Raw genomic sequence first — 18,337 nt, 5'->3', positions numbered from 1 at the left:
TTTACTCTACAACGCTGAGACTTAAGTTGCACTCTTTGGGCGTTGAAACCGAAAATGTGCGTCCGTTAGCATTGGTTTTGCCCGAATAGGCTTCCCCATTACAGTCATTGATAATGATGTAATTGACTGATGAAAGTGGTAAATCATTTTCATCGGTTAATAGGAAACTCAAATTATAATCGTGGCCACCCACTTGGGAACTAATGTTGCCATTGCTTTTGGCGGCAAGCCCCGCAATCACAAACTCACCAGTTTTACCATCTTGGGTCAATTTTCCAACCACGTTATCTTCAGTGCCTGCCACAATATGGGCATTTTCAGGCACGGAAAGAATTTTTTTCCCTTTAAAGACCACGCGATAGTACCCAGAATCGGAGTAACTCACCTCTTGGTTTTGTTCGAGATCCGCTTTGGTGTACTCAAGGGATGTTGAGCATCCCGTTAAAAAAAGTGTCATGACGAGCAGGGTACGTTTTATCACGGGTATTTCCTTATTAGTCTGTGAGTTTGGTTGCTTATCTAATCTACCGTACGTCAACCGAATTCAAAGGAGATAACTCTGTATCTGTTTGGGGGATATTCTGGGTATAGACAGGTTATTGATGAAAAATTGCGCAGGTTTTTGTTGGTGATTGGCCATGGAATGAAAAGGCTCGCTAGAGAGCCTCTCATAAATAGAAAATTCATTACGCCTCTAGGGTCAATACCGCTTAAAAAATTAACGATATATCTCTCTTATTAATGGCAGTAATCCCAACCCAGCGAGCTGGATTTCGATTTCATTGGCTTTTTTAATATCCTCTTTATTTTCACCATCAAAAACATGGTCGGTACTGATAATTAATGTTCCGTGATTTTTGTCATTATCAATATGAATAAGTTGAGCCGCCATGGGAACCTGTTGTTGCGTTATTTTTTTATTTAAATAAAGCATCCAGCCAACGGGAAACCTGTCCGGAAAGACTTGTTTCTTATGATATGAATAATTATTTATATCCATCCTCAAGGCTAAAATATTAAAAATGGATAAAATTTCATTTATTGATTTCAGTGTGTTTTTAAGATCTAAATGATCAATCTTTCGGAGATTAAATCTTAGTATATATTGATTAATATTTGCAGCATGTTGTATTGTTAAAGAATTATCCCCTGCCCATATTGACTCAATGATATCTATACTTTTTTTGTCTTCTAAAATGGAAGATGGCTTACCATTTTCGAAGGCTGGTTTATTCATGGAATCTTCTAAGCTATCTCCAGAAAAAAACCATTTTTCACTATCAGTGGACGTAATATTTTTTACAAAATTCATCATAGTGACTAAAATATTTATAAATTTTTCATTCGTAAGCTGATCATCCAGTTTAATATCAACATCTAATTTGAGTTTCATTTATAAATACCCTGTTTTATGGAGTTAAATGTGTTCGAATTTGAGGATAGGAGTCCAATATAACAGAACAAAATCTGTACATGTTTTCTTGCGAAAAATGCCAGTCAATATATGAGCGTCCCTTGAATTGATGTTGGCATAGCCAATCCTGATCAAATGCTTGTTTAGGAATATTACCTCCTTTTTCCCAAAAAGCTTTAACTTCACCATCTTTGTCGAAAAAATTATCATAATTATCTTTCGTTTCAATAAAGTTGCATTCATCAGGTTTCCAGCCATCAAATTCCACTAGCGGGTTTCGGGTTCTGGTTGGAACGGGAATTGTGCACTTCCATTCATCAATGTATCGCATTTGCCCTGCGGGGGTATCGACAGTTCTGATTTGTGTATTACAAATTCTTGCCTGATACGCATAAGCATTGGGAGTGCGTGTATTGGTAATATCATTTTGATGAGGAACAATATAAGGGAGCGCCGGGCAGTCCTGACAGCCTTTACTGGCTTCAATGGCAGCAACACCAACAGATGCCCCGGCTGTAGCACCTACCACTGCACCTTGATTATTGCCTCGTTTCTTTTCTTCATCATCAAATTCGCCACCGATCGCAATGCTTTCATATTCCCGAATTTTATCTTCATAACTAGTATTTCCCCACTCATCATCTCCACTACCTGATGAAGAGGGGAAACCGATTTTTGAGGCTTCATGGGTCACTGCGGCGAGTCCACCCAGTGTCATTAATCCCGCTCCTGCAATAATTAAAGGAACTGGCATATTAAGTTCTCCATTCAATCAATTTCATGGCTATCCGTAAAAAATCTTGGTATTGCTGCTCTGGATTTCGACCGTTTTCCTCAAGCATATCTCTGATTTCAGGCTTCAAATAAAAGTAAGGGGAGCACGCTTCATAGAACAAAAAAGAACGAATTAAAGGCTCTTTGGTAAACCCTAGGGATAACAAATACCGAAGAGCAGATTGCAGACGACTATTTAATGTTTCAATTACTTGTAATTTATCAGGGTGATGTTGATAAAAGTCAGCAATAACTTGGGCAACATAATCACTTTGTTCGATATTTTGAATTTTGGTTAATTGTTCTTCGCTAAACTGCATTTAATCGCCCTCCTTGTAATGCATAAAATTGCCCTTCAAAGCGGTAATACCATGCAATAAGAGGCATCGTTATCTCATTAAATTGTTCAAGAGTGAGTACTTGGGGCATATTGTGCGTCACGCGGGGATCATAAAACCGGAATAAGGCCGTTTTGTTATCAGGTAAACTCACATTAAGAAGGTCAGAGAAGTGAGACGCTAATTTATTCAGCGATAAGTCACTAACTAGCCAAGATAATGCAGGAGATTTAGACTCTAATTGCATTAAATCTGCCAGCAAGTCATGCCGATGAGTCACATCAATCAACCACGGGCCAGCCCACGCGATTTCAGCCTCGGAAGATTGCTTGAAAAGCGGGCTTGCGGCACCATAATGGTGTTGAATTTCTTTATCAAAATAACGTTCATACTGTAAGCCGCAAATTAAACAATAATGCTTTGCAGTAGGATAACGTTTGGAATAATTAAAAATAGGATGCGAATTATTCATTAATCATCATCCTTCTCGAACGACAAGCATTTGGCCTGATTCGGCCGCTTTCATTAAGCAACTAATACAGATTTTTTTGGTAACAATGGAAGGGGGAATTGATGGTGATACCGAGGAAATAGCGCTACTTTTATCGCTATATTCATCACTATAACAGTCTTGAATTGAATTAATAAAACGAGCTCGGCAGGGGCATGAACTGATGCTTTCAAGTGTTCCCGCGACTTTCCGCCCTTCATCCCAAACACTTTGGCAGCCGCCAATAATATAAAATCGTCCAGAATGCTTGCCGCAACTGACCATATCGCCTTCACGAGCACCGGCAACACCATACCATTGCATGGTATGGTCTCCCGTTAATATTTGTCCTCCGCAGGTTGTTTTATCACCCACCCGCAAAAAATATCCTATTGCCATAATCAGTCCTCATCCATAATGGAGGACTGATTATTTTATACTTAACTTAAATTTTCAATGGTGAACTTAAATTTAACTTAAAGAATAAGACTAATCACAGATCATCGAGTCAAAATAGACAAAAGCCCATCACGCCTCTAGGGTCAATCCGGCAATATTGCGCCAATAGCCATTACAGCTTTGGTCGGGAATGCTCAGTGGGGACTGCCCATGTTGGTTAGCTTTAAACTGCCTAATCACATCGAGGGACTCAAGGCTTTCAGGGGAAACCCGCACAATATCCACCAAATCCTGCATGGACGAAATATCGTTGCCTAAGTTATAGCAGTAGCCGCTCAGGGTTTGGATGCCATTAAGCGTGAACACTTGCTGTTGCTCCTGTGACATCACTTTGCGCCCTTGCGGGTAATTAATGCAGCAGGTTTCGCACTCATCTTTTTGGCGATTTTCCGAACGAGCGGTAAAACAGCGGGCAGAATAAGCCAGTGGTAGGTGACCGTAGCTGAAAACTTCCACTTCAAACTTATCGCGAATACCTAGCTCTTCACATTGATTGAGTAAATTCACCAGCCAGTCACGGGAAAGTTCAACGGGCATACACCAGCGCATCATGCCTTGGCGTAGCAAAATATTCAGTGAGGGAGCGTTATAACAGTTAAGCCCATGACCTGCCACAAAAGGCAATTTGCGTTCAGCCAGCATATTGACGACACCAAAATCGTGCGCTTCAATTAAAAACTCGCCATTATCGACTAACTTACTGATTTCTTTCAGCTCAGAGGGCGCTTGTAGCAGGGCTAGAGTGCTGAGAATAATCTGTTTACCGCTTCCCGCTAGCTGCTTAGCAAGCTCAATCCAGTCATTGGGTTTCATATCACGGCGCTTGCTACATACCGTTTCCCCGAGATAAATAATATCCGCGTCGCTGTCTGCTGCCTGCTGATAAAAATCCTGTAAGGTTGATGTTGGCCAGTAGTACAGTACTGAGCCTAATGCATATTTCATTATGTTACCCATTAATCCATGCTGATGAATGATGTGCGCCAGTTATTGCCATTTACGGTGATACGCACCAAGGGTGGTTTGGCTACCTTCAGAAAGGTCGCCAAGGGCTTTGAGCCATCTAGGATCCGTCACAAAACCGTCTGGATTGGATTTATAGCGATTGATTGCCTGACGCCAAATCTTGGTCACTTGGGTGACATAGGCAGGGCTGCGCTGACGACCTTCAATTTTTACCGAGGCGATATTGGCGCTCATGAGTTCTGGGAGTAACTCAATGGTATTGAGGCTGGTGGGCTCTTCAAGCACATGATATTTCTGCTCATCCACCACATAGCGCCCTTTACACAACGTCGGATAACCGGCATTTTCATTTTTTTGGTAGCTGTCGATCAGCACATCATTCAGTCGTGATTCCATGCCATTTTCAGTGTGTTGCCAGCGAACAAAACGTGCAGGAGAGCAAGCACCGACGGTATTCGGGGATTCTCCCGTTAAGTAGGAAGAAAGATAACAGCGACCTTCAGCCATAATGCACAGGCTACCAAAAGCAAATACTTCCAGCGGTACAGGACTGGTTTTGGCGAGTTGTTTAACTTGGTGAATGGATAACACGCGAGGGAGCACCACGCGATGCACCTGAAAGTTACGCTCATAGAAACGAATGGCTTCCGTGTTGGTCGCGGAAGCTTGCACAGAAACATGGCGCTCAATATGCGGGTATTTATTGGCGGCGTACTCTAACATAGCAATATCGGCGAGGATCAGGGCATCGGCTCCTAGATCAGCCGCTAAATCAACAGAGTTCTGCCAGCGTTGATAACCATCAGGATGAGCGAAGGTGTTTATCGCAATATGCAATTTACGTTTACGCTGGTGGATATAACGCTCTGCTTCATGCAGATTTTTTTCCGTAAAATTCAAACCTGCAAAATGGCGCGCGTTAGTATCATTTTTGAGTCCGATGTACACTGCATCGGCACCATTATCAACAGCCGCTTTTAAGGCAGGCAAATTCCCCGCAGGGCAGAGTAATTCCATTGGCTTTTTCTCTGTATAAAAATTTAGCAATTGATCATTCTAGACAAGGGGTCTGGTAGAGGTTTTGATTTAGCGCAGAGAAGCTTGGAATGTTGTAGGCGAGATAGTTATTTCGTGACTATTATAAAAGTGTAGAGATTATTGGAAATAAATATTGGCGAGATGGATAAAGATTGATATAGGATCGGTATCATCACGTTATTTTTTGGCAAAATATGTCCTTATATCGGATAAATAACGATATATCTCTGACTATCTTTACATCTACACATCAATGTTATCTATAATCTTAGTCATTATAGGTATTAAAATTGTCCAAGCGGCTGCTTTAATCAGTAGTTATGCGTGGTGGACAGATAATTGATACGGGAGTTAGTACTGTGTTTGGTAAAATTCGTTCTCAACTGATCACTCAAGGCCCTTCATTTTTGAAGTTTCCATTGAAAGTGACCCCATTTGTCGTACAGCGTCAAATACTCGAACAACTATTAAGTTGGCAGTTTCGTGAATCTGTTAAAGAAGGCGAACTCGATTTTCTGGAAGGGAAATGGCTGAAAGTTGAGATCCGAGATTTAGAGCTTGTTTGGTTTATCAGCTTACAAGAGGGTCAGCTGGTGGTACAAAAGCAGGCTGAACCGGATGTCAGTGTCAGCGGCAATGCCAATGATCTGGTATTGATCGCAGCCCGCAAAGAAGATCCCGATACGCTCTTTTTCCAACGTCGTTTGGTGATTGAAGGGGATACTGAGTTAGGTTTGTATGTTAAAAACCTGATGGATGCCTTCGAAATTGAAAATATGCCTGCACCTTTACGCTTTGGTCTATTACAGCTCGCTGATGTGATTAAAACGGTACAAGACAGTGAGGACGCAGAGCATAAAACGCCTGTGTTAACCTCATGCTGATACGTGTAGAAATCCCGGTTGATGCCATGGGTATCGACACGCTATTACGTGAAACCTTCCCAACTGAGGGGGAGGCAGATCTTGTTCAGCACCTGCGTGAAGATGGGTTACTGACCCTCGGTGTGGTGGCAACCAACGATGACGGCGAAGTTATTGGCTATGTCGGGTTTACCCCGGTTGATGTGAATGGTGAAGATGTTCAATGGGTAGGACTCGCCCCATTAGCCGTTAAAAAAGCCTATCAAGGCCAAGGTATCGCGGAAAAATTGGTTTATGAAGGGTTAGATAGCTTAAATGAATTTGGTTATGGGGCTGTCGTCGTTCTCGGTGATGAGTGTTACTACGGGCGTTTTGGTTTCGAACCCGCTTCCAACCACGAATTACGTTGCCAATGGCCAAGTCTACAAAAACATTTTCTTGTCTACGGACTCGAAAACGGTGCAATTGACCAGCATAAAGGCGAAGTCACTTACTCATCGCATTTTGATAATGTGTAATCCGCTAAATAATGCTGTAAATCATCAGGCTGGTCAGTGACCAGCCTTTCTTTTGCCTGCTTACTCAATTGCTTCACTCGATACTCTAATTGAGATGCTTCAGAACGATCCCCCGCAGTACAATGAAAAACGAGGGTCAAAGGCGCTTTACCTTTTAGTGCCTTGGCACCAGTTCCCGCTTCATGCTGTTGAAAACGCCGCTGAACATCGGTGGTGATCCCACAATATAACGCGTTATTTTTCTGCCGAATTAAGTAAAGAGACCAATTTTGCTGTGTCATTTTGTTTTTCTTGTCACTGAATTTAGCATTCTGTGCTGATTTATAAGGAGAATTTAGTTGGCTTGTAGCGAATTTTCTCGCGGATCATAAAGTTTATAACATACTAAATTATAAATAAAAAATGATATAAACCTGTCACAAATTTGTAACCTCAACATAGGTTATTGTTCAATTAATTTGAACAACTATAGCAAAATTAGCTAATTTTCATCTCCGAATAAAGGGCATAGTATGATCCATATCACAGGGAAACATGAAAAAACCCCTGTAAATATCAAACATACAATGAGGAAGTTTACCATGAAAAAATCAACATTATTTGCTGCTGCTTTAGCTTTAGGTGCTGTATCATTTGGTTCAATGGCGGCTGAAGAAGTTAGACAAGCTAGCGAGCCAGCAGTAGGTTATGTGTCTGTAAGTGGTGCTGCAAGTGTAAATGACCTGACTGCACAATTAGCCAAAAAAGCTGATGAAGCTGGCGCAAAATCTTTCCGCGTGATTTCTGCAAGCGGTGAGAATGAGATGAGTGGTACTGCGGCTATCTATAAATAATTTTACTCGTCATACTTCGAGCCGCAGCGTTGTTGGCTGCGTTCACTCCCACTAGTCACATACTAGTGTATGCTCCTAGCGACTCGTTCGCTTGCCGCCTAGCTGCAACTCGAATTATTTAGAGTAAAAGCGAGAGGGATTAGAGGGGAAGTATTAGTAACTTCGAATGCTAGCATTGTTGATATAGAACCTTATGTTAGGTGCAATTCGAATGAGTAAGTTATAGTAGTGCGAACTAAGTACAGATAACGTTCAGAACAGCTTAAGCACGCCCAGCCATTTTTATGGGCGTGTTCTGAACGGTCTAACATGGACATTCGCAATGACACCCGAAAACACCTTACAACACATCCAGCGCTATATTGCTCGCCAACACGTTTTTTCTCTGTTTACCTCTCACCAAGATGATATTTGGGCTGCCAGTTGCTATTACGCCTTTGACCGCCAAAATATGCGCTTAATTTTCATGACATCCCCCGATTCTCAGCATGGTCAATTAATGCAGGAAAATCCTCGTGTGGCAGGGACTATCTCCGCACAAACTAAGCAAGTGGGTAAAATTCAAGGTATTCAATTTGTGGGAGAAATTCGCCAATTTGACGGTGAAGAGGCGGATGTGCAGAAAGCATTTTATTGCCAGAGATTTCCTGTCGCCCTAGAGGCGAAGCTGCCGATTTGGCAGCTCCAATTACAGACGGTGAAAATGGTAGATAACACGCTGGGGTTTGGCACCAAATTACATTGGTTGCGTGAAGCTTAACGCAGTCGATGAATAACTTGGTTACTGCTACCGCGCCATAGCAGCGCGGGATCGTACAGTGTCTGTTCGAACTTTCCATCAATCAACGTATTGACCAAGCTCACCACTTTTTGCTGTTCTAGTGTCAATTCATCCAATTTATAGCCCGTCCACATCCAGATATCCTTATCTGGGCAGACGGCTTTCACTCGCTTCACTAACGCTAAAATGGCAGGCAAGTTGGCAGGGTGCAAAGGATCCCCCCCTGAGAGGGAGAGCCCTTGGCGGCGAATACGCGTATCCTGCAAATCTTGGATAATTTGGTCTTCCATCTCTTGGGTAAAGGGAATACCGGAATCCACGCGCCATGTGCTTTGGTTATAGCAGCCTCGGCACTGATGAACGCAGCCCGAGACAAACAATGTGCAGCGGGTACCGGGTCCATTGACCACATCCACAGGATAATATTGGTGATAATTCATGGCATTTATCCGCTGTTAACCGAGCTGTCCATTACCCAAGTGCTTGATACGGCGCTTCACTTCCTCTTGCTTGCCTGCATTAAACGGTCGGGCATCTGGGCTGCCTAGATAGCCACAGACACGGCGGATCACGGAAACGCGGTTAGTATCGTGGTTGCCACAAGCTGGGCAGGTAAAGCCTTTGCTGGTACAGGAAAATTCACCGGAAAAACCGCAGTCATAGCATTCGTCGATTGGCGTGTTAGTACCGTAGTAAGGAACATGCTGATAGCTGTAATCCCAGACATCTTCGAGGGCTTTGAGGTTGTGCTGTAAATTCGGGTATTCGCCGTAACAGATAAAACCACCATTGGCGAGCGCTGGATAAGGCTGTTCAAAATCGATTTTATCGTAAGGATTAACCTGTTTTTCCACATCTAAGTGGAAGCTATTGGTGTAGTAGCCTTTGTCGGTTACGCCATCAATAACGCCAAATTCAGCGGTATCTAAGCGACAGAAACGGTCGCACAGATTTTCGCTCGGCGTGCTGTATAAGCTGAAACCGTAACCTGTTTGGGCTTTCCATTCGTCAGTGGCTTGGCGTAGACGATTGACGATAGCGACGGCTTTTTCGCGCAATTGCTCGCTGTCATACACATGAGTTTGCGTGCCAAATAAGGCATTGATGGTTTCGTGCAACCCAATGTAACCCAATGAAATTGAAGCGCGTCCATGTTTGAAAATTTCCGCTACGCTGTCATTGGCTTTTAAGCGAACGCCGCAGGCACCTTCCATATATAAGATAGGGGCTACGCGGGCTTTGACATTTTCTAAGCGCGCAATGCGGGTCATTAATGCTTTTTTAGCGATGGCTAAACGCTCATCGAGAAGCGCCCAAAATGCCTCTTCGCTACCTTGAGCTTCCAGCGCAATACGCGGTAAATTCAGGCTGATCACGCCGAGGTTATTTCGCCCATCGTGAATTTGTTTGCCATCTTCTTCATAGACACCTAAGAAACTGCGGCAGCCCATCGGTGTTTTAAAGGAGCCAGTGACATCAACCACGCGATCGTAGTTGAGAATGTCTGGATACATGCGTTTGCTGGCGCATTCTAAAGCTAACTGTTTGATATCGTAGTTAGGATCGCCGTATTTATGGTTCAGCCCATCTTTGATAGCAAACACGAGTTTTGGGAAAACCGCGGTTTTGCGGTTTTTACCCAGTCCCGCAATACGGTTTTTAAGAATCGACTGTTGGATAAGTCGTGCTTCTTGGGATGTGCCTAACCCAAATCCAAAGGTGACGAAGGGGGTTTGCCCGTTCGCGGTATGCAGTGTATTCACTTCATACTCTAAGGATTGGAACGCATCGTAACACTCTTTTTCAGTGCGACTTTGGGCGTAAGCTTCAGCGTCAGCAATTCCCCATTCTTTGGCTACTTTTAAATGCTTTTCATGACTAATAGCGACATAAGGCGCCAAAATTTCATCAATGCGGTTAATGGTGGTTCCGCCATAAATATGGCTAGCCACTTGGGCAATAATTTGTGCAGTAACGGCAGTGGCAGTAGAAATGGATTTTGGTGGCTCAATTTCCGCATTTCCCATCTTAAAGCCGTTGGTTAACATGCCATCAAGGTCGATAAGCATACAGTTAAACATCGGGAAAAAAGGGGCATAATCGAGATCATGATAGTGAATTTCACCCTTTTCATGAGCAAGAACAACATCGCGTGGCAAAATATGCTGTTTTGCATAATGCTTAGCGACGATCCCGGCTAATAAATCACGCTGGGTTGGGATCACCTTACTGTCTTTGTTCGCATTTTCATTGAGTAAGGATAAGTTGCTTTGCTCAATTAGGCCGCGGATCTCGTGAGTAAGTTGGCTGCGTTTTTCGCGTTCGCTGTCTCTGTCATGGCGGTATTCAATATAAGCTCGAGCCAGATCCTTGTAAGGCCCCGACATGAGCTGGTCTTCGACAGCATCTTGGATCTCAGCGATATCCACTTTTTCGCGATTGCACAACTGCTCAGAGACAACCGTGGCAACTTGCAGACAATAATCATCATCTTTGACGTCCACCGCAGCGGCTGCACGTCGCACCGCTTCTTGAATGCGTGGGAGATCAAAATTGACCTGACAACCATCTCGTTTTATAACCACCGTTTTCACTGTCATACTCCTTATTTAATCCCTCACAGGACTGGCGATAGCGTCCATGATCCTTTATCAGTATGGGGCATCCCTGTGAAAGAAATGTGAATTTTTACTATATATAGTGTCTAGTGAATTAATTAAAGCACAATATGTAGGATATTGCCTTTTTTTAGATGACGGTAATTTGATTTAAAACAAAGAAAAAAATAATTTATATGAATATCAAACGGGCAGGAATTAATTAAATTTAGAGATTGATTTAAGGGTTTGGGAATTTGCTCTAGAATGAATCAATTGAAAAAAAAGCGGCAGGCTAGCAGTTGATGAGGTTAAAAAGCGCATTATGATCCCCATCCATTCACTCACCGGTATTACTGCATTTGTGGCGACGGTTCAATCAGGGAGTTTCACGGAAGCGGCAGAGCGTTTAGGGATCACCAAATCCGCCGTCGGCAAGCGTGTCACTAAGCTCGAAGAACATTTGGGTATTAGCCTATTAATCCGAACCACGCGGGGAATTTCGTTGACCACGGAAGGAGAGCACTATTTCCATGAATGCTCAGCCGCGCTGGATTTATTAGATAAAGCAGGTCAGCAGCTCCAAGAGAATACCCATACCTTGATGGGTAAGCTGCGTCTAGATCTCCCTGCCGCATTTGGGCGTAAATGCGTTATGCCTATTTTGATGCAATTGATGGATGAGCAGCCCCAATTGATGTTGAGCGTTTCATTTAATGAGCAGTTTGTGGATGCCCTCGAGGAAGGTTTGGATTTGATGGTGCGTATTGGCCCTTTACCCGACAGCGCTCACCTTGTGGCTCGGCAGTTAACCACACAAAACCAAGTCCTGTGTGCATCGCCAGAGTATCTTGAAAAATACGGGGCGCCTCAGCATCTTCAAGAGCTGGAGAATCATCGCTGCATTGTGGGGATCCGACAAGGAGCACCTTTCTATTGGCGCTTATGTGAAGAAGGAACTGTCATCCAGTATGCTCCACGCCCTTTTTATGAACTCGCTGATGGCGATGCGATGCTCCAAGCGGTGCTTCAAGGAAAAGGGATTGCTCAGTTACCATTGTGGTTGGTCGATGATTATCTGAAAAACCAGCAATTACAGCGCATTTTGCCAGAGTCTGAAGGCTATGAAACGCCGATTAATCTGTTGTGGCCGAAAGGGCGTAGTATGCCGCCAAAAACACGCTATGTGATTGATATGTTGCTTAAGGCGGCAAAAGAAGGGCAATTTAATTAAGGGAATGGCAAGCGAGTGCTGGCGCCGAATGGGTTAGCTTCACTTTTACCCAAATGCTGATTAATGCCAGGACAGAAAACGCAATTCCCACCCAAATAATGGCAGCAACCCCTGCATATAAAATCGCCCAGCCTCCAATCATAGTGCCAATGGTGATCCCTAAATTTGAGAATGAAATATACAGGCTATTGGCAAACTCAGGGGCTGAATTGGCTTCTTTCATTAACCAACTTTGGCTGATGATTAAACCGGATGTATGGAAAGCGCCCCATAAAATCACCAACGCCACCATCACTATCGGCTGATGCCCAAAGAGCCAAACTGCGAAATAAATCACCCCGAATAACACGGGATAACGCAAGGTGGTCGCAGTTTGGCTGCGCTGTAGAAAGTGGCTAAAAATAAAGTTACCGATATACCCGCTGACGCCGAACACCACCAATAGTGTGCTGGTCGCATTGTTCGAAAATCCAGTGATTTTGATCAGATAATCGGCGATATAACTGAAACTCGCGAACATCGCGCTGAAAATCAGTGTCACCGTCAATATGCATAACCAAACAGGCAAACGTTTTAAAATCGCTACTTGTTCACGGACTTTCAGCGGTGTGGTGACGGGAGTTGACGGCACATGAATGGCGATCCCCATAAATGCTAGCAAACTGGTTAACGCGCCGAACCAAAAGGCGGCAGTCAGGGAAAAGGCTTCTGCAATAAAGGCACTGAGGGGTAATCCCAAAACCATCCCCACCGCGACACCGGAAAACACAATGGCCACGCCCTTGGCAGATTTTTCGGGCGGCATGGCATTGGCTGCAAGGTTTAGGGCGATGGCAAAAAAGACCGCATGGGTCAGTGCGGGTAAAACTCTAAACACCAAAATCATATGATAGTTTTCGGTGAGGGCATAAATACTATTGGAGATAATAAATAGCATCATAATGACCAACAGAACGGTTTTGCGATTAAAACGCCCGAGCAATAGCGTGATAAAAGGTCCTGAAATGGCCACTACCACTGCGTAGATACTGACGAGAAAACCAACTTGTGGCGCTGTGATATGAAGCTGCTGAGTTAATTGTGGTAATAAACCAATCACCGCCACTTCGGTGGTGATCACGCCAAACACAGCCAGTGACAGGCTGAGCAGTAATAAACGTATTTTATTTTGCATATAGGTATCCGCAGGGGCTAAACATTGTCCTGAATTGAATAAGTCATAAAGTGATGTTGCGGATATATCCCGAGGGTTATCGTGACAAAACAGCGAGAAAAAGAGAAGGGCATTTTGGGATACAGAGAATAGCCTAAAAGCGGGTTGCTATTTTTAGTTGAGCAGTTTTATATGATGAAAAAAAGCCTGCTGACAATGGGTTAGCAGGCTATCAGACTGACAATCTGAAACTGAATAAAACTATTTACGTACTGCGATAGCTTCGATTTCGATTTTCACATCTTTTGGCAGACGCGCAACTTCAACGCAAGAACGCGCAGGGAATGACGCATTATGTTGTTTGAAAAACTCTTCGTAAGTGGCGTTAACGGTACCGAAATCATTTAAATCTTTCACAAAAACGGTGGTTTTTACGATGTTGGCAACGCCCAGACCTGCTTTTTCTAAAATCGCTTTCACGTTCGCCAGTGATTGACGAGTTTGTGCTGCGATATCTTCAGGAACATTACCGGTTTTTGGATCAACAGGAATTTGACCTGAAGTCATAACCATACTGCCTAAATCGACGCCTTGAACGTAAGGACCAATAGCGGCTGGTGCATTTTCGGTGCTGATTTCGTATGACATAATTTCTCCGTTTATCACGTAAAAAAGGGTTTGGACGCTATTATAGACATGGAACGGCATCCACACAAAGACGCAGTCTACGCCTAAATACCTTACTGATTATTGATCACGGCGTCTCTATCGAACTCTTTTTCACAGAATTTGCAGGTTAATGCCACATGTTTCGCGCGTTTTTTAATGCGGAAACTGCTAGAAACCGGCTCATTATGGCTAATACAGTTGCTGTTTGGGCACACCAGCACGCTGTCGATTTGCTCTGGTAATTTTAGGTCTAATTTTTCCACCACTTGATAATCTTCAATACGATTAACAGTAGCTTCCGGTGCATACATCGCTAATTGGTTCGCTTGCTCTGGGGTTAAAAAAGTATTTTCGATTTTGATAATGTCTTTTTTGCCCATATTGCTAGAAGGTAAATTCAGCCCGATAGTGATGCGCTCATCGGTTTTGGTGAGCTTAAACAGCTTCAGTAATTTGAATCCAATTTGAGCAGGGATATGGTCGATGACAGTGCCGCAACGGATGGCTTCAACTTGTAATTTATGGTCGTGTGTCATGGTCTTCTCCTCAGATTGCCAGTTCTTTATTTAATACCAGAGACAGCAGCGCTTGGCGCGCGTAAATCCCATTCCCTGCTTGCTGGAAGTAATAAGCGTAAGGGGTGCTATCCACATCCACGGTAATTTCATCGATACGCGGAAGCGGGTGCAGCACTTTTAAATTATCTTTGGCACTGTGCAGGTCTTGAGCGCGCAGAATAAATTGTGCTTTGACGTTGGCATATTCTGATGGGTCTAAACGCTCTTTTTGGACGCGAGTCATATACAGAATATCCACTTCAGGGATCACTTCATCGACATTGTTATGCAGGCTGTAAGTCGCCCCTTTTTCATCCAGAATATTTAGGATATGAGCTGGCATCGACAACACTTCAGGGGAAATAAAGTAGAAGTGATTACCTTCAAACTTCGATAGCGCTTGAGTCAGTGAATGCACCGTTCTGCCATATTTCAGGTCACCGACCATCGCGATTTTCAGGTTCTCTAAGCGGCCTTGAGTTTCTTGGATAGTAAACAGGTCTAACAGGGTTTGGGTAGGATGTTGGTTAGAGCCATCCCCTGCGTTGATAATCGGAACGGAACCTGAGAATTGGCTGGCTAAACGCGCGGCACCTTCTTGTGGGTGGCGCATCACAATCGCATCAACATACTGGCTGATAACGGAAATGGTGTCTGCAAGCGTCTCGCCTTTCTTACCTAATGAGGTGTTGGCGCTATCAGAGAAGCCGACGACAGATGCCCCTAAACGATGAATGGCGGTTTCGAATGACAGACGGGTACGCGTCGATGCTTCGAAGAAACAGCTGGCGATAACTTTATGCTTCAGAAACTCAGGTTGAGGCTGCTGTTTTAATGAAGCTGCCACCTTAAGGACTAATTCAAGGTCAGTTTTATCTAAATCGTTAATTGAGATTATGTTGCGGTGATATAACGGATTCGGCATCGTGATTCTCCTGTATCAGCAAGACTTGCTATCTAGTAGGCCAAAAAAAAGCCCCTCAATGAGGGGCTTTTTTATCAATACGGCGGGGAAAAACAGGCTGTCCTGACCGCGTGATGGCAGTGCGGTGTCGGTGTTCTCTTTCAAAAATAGAGCAGCAGCGTTCATGGTTTCTCCCGGCAAATTGTGGCGCATTATACGCGTGTGGCACAATGACGCAAGCGTTTGCTAACAGAAAAATGGAATTTTTTGTTTTTAGCATATGTTGACATATGTATGAGTGGGCATATACTCAACATATGTTTATTCTTTCGGCATTTAAGGAGGAATTATGGTAACTAAAATTGTTGCTGTATTTAAAAATGGTAATAATCGCGCAGTTCGTTTACCTAAAGATATTGATTTTGAAGGTGTAAATGAATTAGAGATTAGTCGTGAAGGGAATCGTATTATTCTTCGTCCAGTTAAACCTAATTGGCTATCACTAAGAGATGAAGATAAAGCAGACAAAGATTTCTTACTTGAACGTGAAGACGTGATTGAAGATGGAAGGATAGTTTTGTGACAAAACTCTACATGCTTGATACCAATATTTGCTCTTTCATTATGAGAGAGCAACCCATGTATCTACTACAGAAACTGCAAGATTGTGTTATGCATCGACATTCTATTGTTATATCTGCGATTACTTACTCAGAAATGCGCTTTGGTGCAATAGGTAAGAAAGCCTCGCCTAAGCATAATTTTTTAGTCGATGCATTTTGTGAGCGTCTTGATGGGATTCTCGCTTGGGATAAAGATGCGATTGATGCAACAACTGCAATTAAGAAAGCATTAACCGAAGCAGGAACGCCTATTGGAAATAATGACACTGCAATAGCCGGTCATGCATTAGCAACTAACTCTATATTGGTAACTAACAATACCCGAGAGTTTTCTCGAGTTTTGGGATTGAAACTAGAAGATTGGTTGCAGCCATAATTATTAAATTAGTGTTTAATTTATTGGATATAGCCATTACGTTTATAAAGCCCATTTAGGGCTTTGTTTTTATATTATCTTTTCGCTACTTACCTCTGCCCCAATCTCTTTGCCACTCTCTCCAATTTCATCATCAACAGTAGTGTGATCGCGACTAGGACAATAGTCAGTGCGGAGCCGTCGGCAATATTTCCGCGGTCGGTAAGGCTGAAAATTGACACTGGCAATGTTGCCCAGCCTGGGGGATACAGCATCATGGTGGCACCCAACTCGCCGAGGGACAAAGACAGGCTCAAGGCTACAGCGGAAATCATCCACGGCATCAACAGCGGTAGGGTGATATGGCACAGGCGATACCACGGGGAAGCGCCTAAACTGAATGCCACATTCTCAATGTCCGCAGAAATGCGGGTTAATCCTGTAGAGACATTGCTGAAGGTGAACGCTGAAATCAGAACAAAATGGGCGGAAAAAACAATCCAGAAGGTGCCGTTCATCTGCAAATAGCCTTGGCTAAATGCCACTAAGATCCCCAATCCAATTGAAACCGATGGAATGGCACTCGGTAAATAGAACGCGATACCCAGATATTTTTGTACTCTGGCACTATGGCGGCGTAAGGCTAGGGCTGCCCACAAACCGCAAAATAGTGCAAACAGACTGGCACAAAAGCCAATAATCAGGCTGGATAGAATTGCTTCCCATGCAGGTCCTTGAAACGCATTCACAAAATGTTCGAAGGTAAAACCGGAGGGTAAAATACCGTTCCATTGTCGGCTAAAGCTGGACATTAAAATCATCACTAATGGCAGCAAAAACAAGCAAGAAAACAGCGTGATGGCGATGGCGGTTGAAATGGCTCGCCCAGTTTTAGACCAAATTAACATGGTTATTTTTTCACTCCGAAACGGGTTGTTGCCATGCGATATAGGCTAAATAGCCCCACAGACAGCAGAATATTAATTAGCGCTATCATGCACGCGACGCTGTAATCAGATTCTAGAATCGCTTTGCTGTAGACCATCATCGGCAAGGTATTCACCCCTTTTGCCCCAATAAACAGCACGATGCCAAATTCGTTGGTGGTCAGAAGCAAACATAAGCTGCCACCTGCGAGTAATGCAGGAAGTGCCGCCGGAAAAATCACTTGGCTGATCACGCGGGCAGGGGGCGCCCCTAAAATGCTGGCGGCTTCTAACTGGCTTTTATCGATTTGGCGTAGTGCCGCCATAAGAGGGCGCATCACGAGCGGAGTAAAGACGGTGATCTCCGCCAAAATCACGCCATTAATCGAGTACAAAAAGTCCACGGGGGGCAGTTCAAAATCAAACAGCGCCATTAATGTGCCATTAAGTAACCCCGCCGAACCATAAATAAAGGTAAACGCGAGAGTGATCAAAAAAGTCGGGAGTGCGATAAAGGTATCAATGACTTGGGTAATAAAACGGCTTCCAGGAAAAGGAATAAATACCAAAATCAGGGATAGAACCGAGCCAAGCACCAAGCAACCGAGAGTGGCAAAAAAGGCAATTTGTAGCGTATTAAATAGCCCGCTAATAAACCGACGAGATTCAATTACTTGCCAGAATGTTTCTAAGCTTACGCCACCAGTGGGGCTTTGAATGGCTTGCTCGCCAATCAGCATCAGCGGGTAGAAAAATAACGTCGCTAAAACGAGCAGCGGTGGCGCTATCCAATAAAACGGTTTTAGGTTTATGGATGATGGCTTAGACAGGTTGATAGCCGACAT

25 protein-coding genes are annotated in these 18,337 nt (G+C 43.7%); 7 read left to right on the top strand and 18 right to left on the bottom strand.

Features of this window, described 5'->3' with window-relative positions:
• Position 1 precedes the first annotated feature (1 nt).
• From M5X66_RS16245 to ubiU, 8 genes are all read right to left on the bottom strand, one after another.
• Entirely contained in the window at positions 2-481 is a 480-nt protein-coding gene (locus M5X66_RS16245) for a hypothetical protein (RefSeq protein ID WP_270103738.1), read from the bottom strand.
• A 237-nt stretch (positions 482-718) separates the two neighbouring features.
• A complete protein-coding gene (locus M5X66_RS16240) occupies positions 719-1,393 on the bottom strand; it encodes an Imm52 family immunity protein (protein ID WP_154637053.1) in 675 nt (224 codons plus the stop codon).
• A 16-nt stretch (positions 1,394-1,409) separates the two neighbouring features.
• Complete coding sequence (locus tag M5X66_RS16235) at positions 1,410-2,168, bottom strand: Tox-REase-5 domain-containing protein (RefSeq protein WP_270103737.1); 759 nt, start codon at positions 2,166-2,168, stop codon at positions 1,410-1,412.
• Between the two features lies 1 nt (position 2,169).
• Positions 2,170-2,508, bottom strand: coding sequence for a hypothetical protein (locus tag M5X66_RS16230; protein ID WP_036949079.1), 339 nt, complete (start codon positions 2,506-2,508; stop codon positions 2,170-2,172).
• On the bottom strand, positions 2,498-2,998 hold the full coding sequence (locus tag M5X66_RS16225) for a DUF4123 domain-containing protein (protein WP_154599696.1): 501 nt from the start codon (positions 2,996-2,998) through the stop codon (positions 2,498-2,500). Before M5X66_RS16225 ends, M5X66_RS16230 begins: the two co-directional genes overlap by 11 nt.
• Positions 2,999-3,004: 6 nt before the next feature.
• Complete coding sequence (locus M5X66_RS16220) at positions 3,005-3,415, bottom strand: PAAR domain-containing protein (RefSeq protein ID WP_154599695.1); 411 nt, start codon at positions 3,413-3,415, stop codon at positions 3,005-3,007.
• Between the two features lie 129 nt (positions 3,416-3,544).
• A complete protein-coding gene (locus M5X66_RS16215) occupies positions 3,545-4,420 on the bottom strand; it encodes a U32 family peptidase (RefSeq protein ID WP_036949086.1) in 876 nt (291 codons plus the stop codon).
• Positions 4,421-4,462: 42 nt separating this feature from the next.
• Positions 4,463-5,458: a ubiquinone anaerobic biosynthesis protein UbiU gene (gene ubiU / locus M5X66_RS16210; RefSeq protein WP_154633942.1), complete on the bottom strand. Its 996-nt coding sequence runs from the start codon at positions 5,456-5,458 to the stop codon at positions 4,463-4,465.
• A gap of 380 nt (positions 5,459-5,838) precedes the next feature.
• On the opposite strand from ubiU, the gene ubiT reads away from it, so the two are divergent.
• Together ubiT and M5X66_RS16200 are read left to right on the top strand one after the other, a co-directional pair.
• On the top strand, positions 5,839-6,363 hold the full coding sequence (ubiT, locus tag M5X66_RS16205) for a ubiquinone anaerobic biosynthesis accessory factor UbiT (protein WP_036949089.1): 525 nt from the start codon (positions 5,839-5,841) through the stop codon (positions 6,361-6,363).
• On the top strand, positions 6,357-6,860 hold the full coding sequence (locus M5X66_RS16200; RefSeq protein ID WP_270103736.1) for a GNAT family N-acetyltransferase: 504 nt from the start codon (positions 6,357-6,359) through the stop codon (positions 6,858-6,860). Before ubiT ends, M5X66_RS16200 begins: the two co-directional genes overlap by 7 nt.
• On the opposite strand, the gene M5X66_RS16195 is transcribed toward M5X66_RS16200, so the two are convergent.
• Entirely contained in the window at positions 6,833-7,141 is a 309-nt protein-coding gene (locus M5X66_RS16195) for a GIY-YIG nuclease family protein (protein WP_108478829.1), read from the bottom strand. The two genes, M5X66_RS16200 and M5X66_RS16195, sit on opposite strands and share 28 nt — an antisense overlap.
• 300 nt (positions 7,142-7,441) lie before the next feature.
• Here M5X66_RS16195 and bhsA point away from each other — a divergent pair, with 300 nt between their 5' ends.
• Together bhsA and M5X66_RS16185 are read left to right on the top strand one after the other, a co-directional pair.
• Entirely contained in the window at positions 7,442-7,693 is a 252-nt protein-coding gene (gene bhsA, locus M5X66_RS16190) for a multiple stress resistance protein BhsA (protein WP_036949095.1), read from the top strand.
• Between the two features lie 322 nt (positions 7,694-8,015).
• Positions 8,016-8,453 (top strand): YhbP family protein, encoded by a 438-nt coding sequence (locus tag M5X66_RS16185; protein ID WP_036949097.1) that lies wholly within the window; start codon positions 8,016-8,018, stop codon positions 8,451-8,453.
• Here the strand turns inward: M5X66_RS16185 and nrdG are convergent.
• On the bottom strand, positions 8,450-8,914 hold the full coding sequence (nrdG, locus tag M5X66_RS16180) for an anaerobic ribonucleoside-triphosphate reductase-activating protein (protein WP_154599693.1): 465 nt from the start codon (positions 8,912-8,914) through the stop codon (positions 8,450-8,452). The genes M5X66_RS16185 and nrdG overlap by 4 nt on opposite strands.
• Before the next feature lie 15 nt (positions 8,915-8,929).
• Positions 8,930-11,068 (bottom strand): anaerobic ribonucleoside-triphosphate reductase, encoded by a 2,139-nt coding sequence (gene nrdD, locus M5X66_RS16175; protein WP_108478832.1) that lies wholly within the window; start codon positions 11,066-11,068, stop codon positions 8,930-8,932.
• A gap of 328 nt (positions 11,069-11,396) precedes the next feature.
• Between nrdD and M5X66_RS16170 the strand changes: the two genes are divergently transcribed.
• Positions 11,397-12,305 carry a LysR family transcriptional regulator gene (locus tag M5X66_RS16170; RefSeq protein ID WP_154610099.1) on the top strand — a complete coding sequence of 303 codons (909 nt, stop codon included), beginning with the start codon at positions 11,397-11,399 and terminating at the stop codon, positions 12,303-12,305.
• On the opposite strand, the gene M5X66_RS16165 is transcribed toward M5X66_RS16170, so the two are convergent.
• The 5 genes from M5X66_RS16165 to M5X66_RS18795 form a co-directional block, all read right to left on the bottom strand.
• The gene (locus M5X66_RS16165; protein WP_036949105.1) at positions 12,298-13,479 is read right to left on the bottom strand and encodes an MFS transporter; all 1,182 of its coding nucleotides are present in this window, start codon (positions 13,477-13,479) and stop codon (positions 12,298-12,300) included. The two genes, M5X66_RS16170 and M5X66_RS16165, sit on opposite strands and share 8 nt — an antisense overlap.
• 240 nt (positions 13,480-13,719) lie before the next feature.
• The gene (ridA, locus tag M5X66_RS16160; RefSeq protein ID WP_108478834.1) at positions 13,720-14,106 is read right to left on the bottom strand and encodes a 2-iminobutanoate/2-iminopropanoate deaminase; all 387 of its coding nucleotides are present in this window, start codon (positions 14,104-14,106) and stop codon (positions 13,720-13,722) included.
• Positions 14,107-14,198: 92 nt separating this feature from the next.
• Entirely contained in the window at positions 14,199-14,663 is a 465-nt protein-coding gene (gene pyrI, locus M5X66_RS16155) for an aspartate carbamoyltransferase regulatory subunit (protein ID WP_036949112.1), read from the bottom strand.
• A 10-nt stretch (positions 14,664-14,673) separates the two neighbouring features.
• The gene (gene pyrB / locus M5X66_RS16150) at positions 14,674-15,609 is read right to left on the bottom strand and encodes an aspartate carbamoyltransferase (protein WP_270103735.1); all 936 of its coding nucleotides are present in this window, start codon (positions 15,607-15,609) and stop codon (positions 14,674-14,676) included.
• Between the two features lie 15 nt (positions 15,610-15,624).
• Complete coding sequence (locus tag M5X66_RS18795) at positions 15,625-15,774, bottom strand: hypothetical protein (RefSeq protein WP_165906943.1); 150 nt, start codon at positions 15,772-15,774, stop codon at positions 15,625-15,627.
• Positions 15,775-15,937: 163 nt separating this feature from the next.
• Between M5X66_RS18795 and vapB the strand changes: the two genes are divergently transcribed.
• Together vapB and M5X66_RS16135 are read left to right on the top strand one after the other, a co-directional pair.
• Positions 15,938-16,171, top strand: a complete 234-nt coding sequence (gene vapB, locus M5X66_RS16140) for a type II toxin-antitoxin system VapB family antitoxin (RefSeq protein ID WP_036949116.1) — start codon at positions 15,938-15,940, stop codon at positions 16,169-16,171.
• Positions 16,168-16,587, top strand: a complete 420-nt coding sequence (locus M5X66_RS16135) for a type II toxin-antitoxin system VapC family toxin (protein WP_036949118.1) — start codon at positions 16,168-16,170, stop codon at positions 16,585-16,587. The genes vapB and M5X66_RS16135 overlap by 4 nt, the downstream gene beginning before the upstream one ends.
• A gap of 89 nt (positions 16,588-16,676) precedes the next feature.
• Here M5X66_RS16135 and phnV read toward each other — a convergent pair whose 3' ends face one another.
• Both phnV and phnU read right to left on the bottom strand, forming a co-directional pair.
• Entirely contained in the window at positions 16,677-17,474 is a 798-nt protein-coding gene (gene phnV / locus M5X66_RS16130) for a 2-aminoethylphosphonate ABC transport system, membrane component PhnV (protein WP_270103734.1), read from the bottom strand.
• Between the two features lie 2 nt (positions 17,475-17,476).
• Positions 17,477-18,337 carry a 2-aminoethylphosphonate ABC transporter permease subunit gene (gene phnU / locus M5X66_RS16125; protein WP_108478838.1) on the bottom strand — a complete coding sequence of 287 codons (861 nt, stop codon included), beginning with the start codon at positions 18,335-18,337 and terminating at the stop codon, positions 17,477-17,479.

The organism is Providencia sp. PROV188, assembly GCF_027595165.1.
Classification (GTDB): domain Bacteria; phylum Pseudomonadota; class Gammaproteobacteria; order Enterobacterales; family Enterobacteriaceae; genus Providencia; species Providencia lanzhouensis.
This window is presented reverse-complemented; position numbering and strand designations above follow the sequence as displayed.

Excerpts from the sequence above, each read along its gene's own strand:
- M5X66_RS16240 (WP_154637053.1), bottom strand. The coding sequence starts at position 1,393 with ATGAAACTCAAATTAGATGTTGATATTAAACTGGATGATCAGCTTACG.
- M5X66_RS16235 (WP_270103737.1), bottom strand. The coding sequence starts at position 2,168 with ATGCCAGTTCCTTTAATTATTGCAGGAGCGGGATTAATGACACTGGGT.
- M5X66_RS16230 (WP_036949079.1), bottom strand. The coding sequence starts at position 2,508 with ATGCAGTTTAGCGAAGAACAATTAACCAAAATTCAAAATATCGAACAA.
- M5X66_RS16225 (WP_154599696.1), bottom strand. The coding sequence starts at position 2,998 with ATGAATAATTCGCATCCTATTTTTAATTATTCCAAACGTTATCCTACT.
- M5X66_RS16220 (WP_154599695.1), bottom strand. The coding sequence starts at position 3,415 with ATGGCAATAGGATATTTTTTGCGGGTGGGTGATAAAACAACCTGCGGA.
- M5X66_RS16215 (WP_036949086.1), bottom strand. The coding sequence starts at position 4,420 with ATGAAATATGCATTAGGCTCAGTACTGTACTACTGGCCAACATCAACC.
- ubiU (WP_154633942.1), bottom strand. The coding sequence starts at position 5,458 with ATGGAATTACTCTGCCCTGCGGGGAATTTGCCTGCCTTAAAAGCGGCT.
- M5X66_RS16200 (WP_270103736.1), top strand. The coding sequence starts at position 6,357 with ATGCTGATACGTGTAGAAATCCCGGTTGATGCCATGGGTATCGACACG.
- M5X66_RS16195 (WP_108478829.1), bottom strand. The coding sequence starts at position 7,141 with ATGACACAGCAAAATTGGTCTCTTTACTTAATTCGGCAGAAAAATAAC.
- bhsA (WP_036949095.1), top strand. The coding sequence starts at position 7,442 with ATGAAAAAATCAACATTATTTGCTGCTGCTTTAGCTTTAGGTGCTGTA.
- M5X66_RS16185 (WP_036949097.1), top strand. The coding sequence starts at position 8,016 with ATGACACCCGAAAACACCTTACAACACATCCAGCGCTATATTGCTCGC.
- nrdG (WP_154599693.1), bottom strand. The coding sequence starts at position 8,914 with ATGAATTATCACCAATATTATCCTGTGGATGTGGTCAATGGACCCGGT.
- M5X66_RS16170 (WP_154610099.1), top strand. The coding sequence starts at position 11,397 with ATGATCCCCATCCATTCACTCACCGGTATTACTGCATTTGTGGCGACG.
- M5X66_RS16165 (WP_036949105.1), bottom strand. The coding sequence starts at position 13,479 with ATGCAAAATAAAATACGTTTATTACTGCTCAGCCTGTCACTGGCTGTG.
- ridA (WP_108478834.1), bottom strand. The coding sequence starts at position 14,106 with ATGTCATACGAAATCAGCACCGAAAATGCACCAGCCGCTATTGGTCCT.
- pyrI (WP_036949112.1), bottom strand. The coding sequence starts at position 14,663 with ATGACACACGACCATAAATTACAAGTTGAAGCCATCCGTTGCGGCACT.
- pyrB (WP_270103735.1), bottom strand. The coding sequence starts at position 15,609 with ATGCCGAATCCGTTATATCACCGCAACATAATCTCAATTAACGATTTA.
- M5X66_RS18795 (WP_165906943.1), bottom strand. The coding sequence starts at position 15,774 with ATGAACGCTGCTGCTCTATTTTTGAAAGAGAACACCGACACCGCACTG.
- vapB (WP_036949116.1), top strand. The coding sequence starts at position 15,938 with ATGGTAACTAAAATTGTTGCTGTATTTAAAAATGGTAATAATCGCGCA.
- phnV (WP_270103734.1), bottom strand. The coding sequence starts at position 17,474 with ATGTTAATTTGGTCTAAAACTGGGCGAGCCATTTCAACCGCCATCGCC.
- phnU (WP_108478838.1), bottom strand. The coding sequence starts at position 18,337 with ATGTCGGCTATCAACCTGTCTAAGCCATCATCCATAAACCTAAAACCG.